At 60.3% G+C, this 4,782-nt stretch carries 6 protein-coding genes; all 6 read left to right on the forward strand.

Annotated features, from left to right (window positions below; translation table 11 throughout):
* Positions 1 to 230: 230 nt before the first annotated feature.
* The 6 genes from ACP5EL_RS09070 to ACP5EL_RS09095 all read left to right on the forward strand — a co-directional run bounded on the left by ACP5EL_RS09070 (position 231) and on the right by ACP5EL_RS09095 (position 4,524).
* Entirely contained in the window at positions 231 to 413 is a 183-nt protein-coding gene (locus ACP5EL_RS09070) for a hypothetical protein (RefSeq protein WP_428402191.1), read from the forward strand.
* A 41-nt stretch (positions 414 to 454) separates the two neighbouring features.
* Positions 455 to 1,306: a hypothetical protein gene (locus ACP5EL_RS09075; RefSeq protein ID WP_428402192.1), complete on the forward strand. Its 852-nt coding sequence runs from the start codon at positions 455 to 457 to the stop codon at positions 1,304 to 1,306.
* Positions 1,303 to 2,679 (forward strand): B12-binding domain-containing radical SAM protein, encoded by a 1,377-nt coding sequence (locus tag ACP5EL_RS09080; protein ID WP_428402193.1) that lies wholly within the window; start codon positions 1,303 to 1,305, stop codon positions 2,677 to 2,679. The genes ACP5EL_RS09075 and ACP5EL_RS09080 overlap by 4 nt, the downstream gene beginning before the upstream one ends.
* A gap of 147 nt (positions 2,680 to 2,826) precedes the next feature.
* A complete protein-coding gene (locus ACP5EL_RS09085; RefSeq protein WP_428402194.1) occupies positions 2,827 to 3,336 on the forward strand; it encodes a lamin tail domain-containing protein in 510 nt (169 codons plus the stop codon).
* A gap of 212 nt (positions 3,337 to 3,548) precedes the next feature.
* A complete protein-coding gene (locus tag ACP5EL_RS09090) occupies positions 3,549 to 3,932 on the forward strand; it encodes a hypothetical protein (protein WP_428402195.1) in 384 nt (127 codons plus the stop codon).
* 109 nt (positions 3,933 to 4,041) lie between these two features.
* The gene (locus ACP5EL_RS09095) at positions 4,042 to 4,524 is read left to right on the forward strand and encodes a COG2426 family protein (protein ID WP_428402196.1); all 483 of its coding nucleotides are present in this window, start codon (positions 4,042 to 4,044) and stop codon (positions 4,522 to 4,524) included.
* The last annotated feature ends 258 nt before the right edge of the window (positions 4,525 to 4,782 follow it).

Genomic DNA, 4,782 nt, shown 5'->3' on the forward strand with positions numbered 1-4,782 from the left:
CCAGCGGCCGCTACCCCAACGGCCAGGATACCGACCAGAAGTCGGACTGGAAGCTGATGAAGGCCACGCCAGGGTCCGAGAACGTCCTCAGCACGAGGGTTATACTCTGAAGATGCCGAGATAAAACGGACCAGCCCGGACCCTATTACCTTCGGTGGGCGATCCGTTCCGGCCAGTCCGCCATTTTTTCGTCTTTTTCGACCCCGTCTCGGATCGATACGGTTATTTATTTGGAGATCTTCCAAGCGAACGTCTCCGGCAGGTTTCCGTCGGCCGGGGTGGATCTCAAACACGGCGCCCAGGTCGACAAGACCCACCTTCTCTGCGATAGAATCGACAACGTCTTCACGTATTCCCGCCATCCCAACGGCGTCGACACCGACCAGAGGTCTGACTGGGTCTTCGGCAAGTGAACCAAAAACCCCCTAACGCTTGAAGCAGCGGACCGGAAAGCATGAACCGATGGAGCCGTACTCTTGACGACCTGATCGAGGTCGAGACCTCTCCGGATCTGACCCTCCTAGCAGGCCAGAGCCGACCTGGGGAGTACCCCACCTCAAAGATTCAGAGAGGGCTCGTCATATCCCAGGAAGGAGAAGAGCTCTGCGAGGAAGGGGTGGGCTTCGGCGTTCCCGTCCTCAAGTTCGGGGACGCTGCGGCATTTCCCGGATGGTCAAGGTCGAGGGTCAGAAAGGAAGGAAATATGGCGTTCGTCGAGACCGAGTACGAGATGAACCTGGTGAGCAGGCTCGCCGTCGGTGGCGGACTGGTCCAGAGGGACCGGCTCTGCCGGGCCAAGGGGAAGATCGACCGCCTCCACAGAGATCATCCTTCCCTGAGGCGCACCATCGAGATCGGATCGGCCCTCTTCAGGCGGGCCCTCTCGGTAGAGACGAGGCTCGTGGAGGCGGACTTATTCGGCAGATCGAGGGTCAGATATGCCATATCCGAGAGGGGGGAGATCGACGTCCGCGTGAGATGCTGGCCGAAGAGAGAGGGCTGCACCGAGATGGCGGTGATGAACGAGCAGGGTGCGGGCAGCTTCGACCGCTACCGGGACTCCGAAGGCTTAGACCTCTCTGGCGATGAGATCGGCTCCTGGGAGAGGACCGCCGCGGACTGGGCAGAGTTCATCGACGCCGAGCACGACCTCTCCTTCAAGCTCCTGAGGACCGGGGGCGCAGAGCTATTTTACGGGCGGGAGATGAGGCCCGGCCGCCTCGCCTGGGCTGGGTTTGCCTACGTCGTTCCCGTCCCCGGCAGAAGAGATTTCGAGTACAGAATCGAGCTTGGGAGATCACCATGACATCCGTCCTTCTGATCTACCCCTACTTCAAGCCCCGACACAAGAACTCTAGCTTCCTCTTTCCACCTCTCGGCCTCGGATACATCGCCTCGAGCCTCCGGATGGCTGGCCACGAGGTGGAGATCTTGGACTGCACATTTCTCGGAGAGGAGGAGGCCCGCGAAAGGGCCGTCGCATCGGGGGCCGACCTGCTGGGGATCTACTCCATGGTCTCGATGCAAAACGAGGCCCTGAAGTTTGCGAGGCTTCTTCGAAAGAGGTCGGAGCTTTTGGTCGCTGGCGGGCCGCAGCCCTCTTCAGATCCTGTCCCCTTCCTCGACGACTTCGATCTCGCCGTGATCGGCGAGGGCGAGGATACGATCCTTGAGATCCTTCGCTCCTTCGAGGACGGGTCTGATATCGGGTCTGTTAAGGGGATCGCCTATCGTCGGGGAAGGTTTGGGGGATCGGCTCCCAACCCACATGCCCTCAAAGATCTTCGAGGCGTGCCGGTCGTGACAGAGCCGCGACCTCACCGGCAGGACCTGGACCTGATCCCCTTTCCCGCAAGAGACCTCTTCCCGAACGACGAGTACATCAGCTACTGGAGGAGGCGTTTTGGCAGGGCCTGCGCCGCCGTGATCACCACGAGGGGCTGCCCCTTCAGCTGCGAGTTCTGCAGCCGTTCTGTCTTCGGGACCACCTATCGGGAGAGGTCCCCAGGAAACGTCCTCTACGAGGTGGAGGAGGTCCTCGACCTCGGCTACGACCAGGTCCACTTTGCCGACGACGTCTTCACCCTCAACAGGGACCGGGTCCTCGATATCTGCCAGAAGATCCGGGACGATGGCCCATCCTTCGGTTGGGAGTGCCTCGGCCGCGTCGACTCCATCGACCCCGCCGTAGCCTTGGCCATGAGAGAGGCAGGGTGTGAGAGGGTTCTCTTCGGGATCGAGTCGGGGTCCGATCCGGTCCTCGGGCTGATGAAGAAGAGGACGACCGCGGAGGACGCGAAGAGGGCGGTCTCGGCGGCTCGCGACGCAGGCCTCAAGACCGGCGCCTTCTTCATCCTCTGCTACCCGGGCGAGACCGACGATACGGTCCTCGAGACCCTGAGGTTTGCAACCCGCCTGCCCCTCGACTACCTCTCCTTCACCATGCCTCACCCCCTCCCCGGAACCCCCCTCTACGAGAGGGTGAGGGGGGAGATGAACTCAGACGCCTCCGACGATGTGGCGGTCTTCGACGCCGAGTTCTCCAAGAGGAAGATGAAATTTGCAGTCCTCAAGGGCGAGGTCGGGTTCAAGATCCAAAGGCGGCTGGGACGGGCCGCACCCGTCGTACTCGTACCCTTCGAGGCCGTGACAGACGGGATCTTCAGGCGCATGGTGTAGCGGACCTGGAAGGGAGATTTGTGGCCTTGGACGAAGATCTTCTCTCAGGCCCATCGATACCGTTATTTATTCGAAGATCCTCTCTATCTAGCGGGCTGGGACGGGAAGCTCCTGGCCTCAGATCGACGGTTCATGTGGGGGTTAATCATGAAACTGATCTTGCAGTTGTTGCTGACATATTTGACGTTTCTCGCTGGCATCACGATCGTATCGGGACTGGGCCCGGGATCGGTGGTCGTCAACGAGGTGGAGCTCAACCCTTCGGGAGAGGCGACCGAGTGGGTGGAGCTCTACAACTCCGGGGAAGATTCCGTGAACATCGGCCGCTGGAGCGTATCCATCGTGGAGATACTGCCACCCTCCTGTCCGTGGACAGTATCGGCGCCCATTCCCAGGGAGACGATCCTTCAGGCCGACGAATATTATGTTTGGGTGGGCGATCCGCGCTGGGTTCACGGAAACAACGGCACGGTCTACTTGAGGACTGATGCGGGAGTCGAGGTGGACAGAACACCTCTCCTGAAAGACGAGGAGGGGAGCGACTTCTCCTGGTCCCGCTACCCCAACGGCTTCGATACCGACCAGAGATCCGACTGGGCCTTCATCAGGTCTACGCCGGGCAGAGAGAACACCCTCAGGCTCGTCTCCGGCCCCTGAGGGACCGCGACCCTCCGCCGCCCGGACCCGAGACGGATCACGCGAAACCCGGACGATTACGTCGGCGATTTCAGCCGGTGATCGGGCAGACCGGGACGGATCGGGCCCGCTATCTGATGCCCTGAATCAGATTGAGAGGCGGAACCTGTCAAAACTCCCTTCGCATTCATTTATATGAGAGGATGCCGTATGTAGATCCCAGGTGTAAATTCATGGTATCTCTGAACGTGAACGCGGAAGCTAAGGCCAAGGTACAGGGAAGCGAAGACGCCGAAAGGTACCCCATCGTGGCCGAGGTCAAAGGGCCCGGAAAAGACGGGGGCATCAAGGTCGGGGTGGGGATCGAGTCACCTATATCGGCCAGGGTGAGCGGCGACCAGGAGAGCCCCGTGGCCGTCAGCCTTCCCGAGCTTCAGCAGATAGCAAGCTCTTTATCCAAGATGGCGGAGGGGATCGGGGTCGAGGTCGCCGGCAAGGAGGACGGCCCCCTGAAGGTCGCCCTAGGCCGGATCCCCGTGGACCTGACCATATCGGTCACCTCCCCCAAAGACGAGTCGGTCCTGACCGTCAGCATAAAGGGCTCGATCGGAGACTGAACTTCGCGGACCGTCCTTTCATCACCGACGATCCCGAAGTCCCCCGTCATCTTTCAGATATTAAGGGCATCGGGATCAGTTGGCCGGAGGTTGAACTGGAGTGATCTACCTGATAGAGCTGTTCAGCTCGATGCCGGGCTGGCTCGCCACCTTCCTTCTGGCGATGTCGCCGATCTTCGAGCTTCGGGGCGCGATACCTCTCGCTATAGGGGTCTACGACCTCCCTCCTCCAGAGGCCTACGCGATCTCGGTGGTCGGAAACCTGATTCCGGTGGTCTTTCTCCTCCTCTACCTGGAGCCAGTCTCCCGCTGGCTGATGCGGTACCGGCCCGGCAAAATCTTCTTCGACTGGCTCTTCACCCGGACCTACAGGAAGCACGCCGAGAGGCACCGAAAGTACGGCCTTCTCGCCCTCATCTTCTTCGTCGCGCTCCCGCTCCCGGTGACGGGTGCCTGGACCGGCTCGGCCATAGCCTTCATCTTCGGCCTCAAGTTCAGGCACGCCTTCCCCGCCATCGCCGTCGGAGTCTGCATCGCGGGTGTGGTGGTGACGGCATCGGTTTTGGGAGTGATCTCCCTCGCCTTCAGCTGAGAGATCCCCGGCCACAGGCTTAAACCTCCCCAGTCCTCGGCTCGGACTTTTCGCAAATCACACGCTTGAGTCGCCGATCCCTCCAGGGGTAGGGGACAGACCTCCGCCATCATCGTGACAGAGATCACAGGTCGTCCCATCATGTGCTCCTTCTCTAAAGATATACATCCATCATCCTCGTCACATCTTTATAAAGATGTGACAACATAAAATGATGATATTAAGAGGTGGGTCTGGTCGACATATTATGGAGATCGA

It is taken from the genome of Methanocrinis sp. (genome assembly GCF_049974945.1).
Lineage (GTDB): Archaea > Halobacteriota > Methanosarcinia > Methanotrichales > Methanotrichaceae > Methanocrinis.